We start from the raw sequence: 613 nt of genomic DNA on the forward strand, positions 1-613 counted from the left end.
CATGTGGCGACCACGACGACTCACAAGACCCTGCGCGGCCCGCGCGGCGGCATGATCCTGACCAATGATGAAGATATCGCTAAGAAAGTGAATTCGGCGATCTTCCCCGGCATTCAGGGCGGCCCGCTGATGCACGTGATCGCGGCCAAGGCCGTGGCCTTTGGCGAGGCGCTGCAGCCCGCGTTCAAAGACTATATCAAACAGGTCGTGACCAACGCACAGGCGCTGTCGGATCAGCTGATCAAGGGCGGTCTGGACACGGTGACCCACGGCACCGACACCCATGTGGTTCTGGTCGACCTGCGCCCCAAAGGCGTCAAGGGCAACGCGACCGAAAAAGCTCTGGGCCGCGCGCACATCACCTGCAACAAGAACGGCGTTCCGTTTGACCCGGAAAAGCCGACTATCACGTCGGGCATCCGCCTGGGCTCGCCCGCCGGCACCACCCGCGGCTTTGGCGAGGTCGAATTCCGCCAGATCGCCGACTGGATCATCGAAGTGGTCGACGGCCTGGCCGCCAATGGCGAAGACGGCAACGGCGAAGTCGAAGCCAAGGTCAAAGCCGAAGTCGCAGACCTCTGCGCCAAGTTTCCAATCTATCCGAACCTGTAAG

General features: G+C 62.2%; 1 protein-coding gene. It reads left to right on the forward strand.

Annotated elements, in window-relative coordinates:
* On the forward strand, positions 1-612 hold a 612-nt coding region (locus tag ACR0LN_RS23955), incomplete at its 5' end, for a PLP-dependent aminotransferase family protein (RefSeq protein WP_480433246.1).
* Position 613: the final 1 nt, after the last annotated feature.

The organism is Ruegeria sp. AA6, assembly GCF_056542865.1.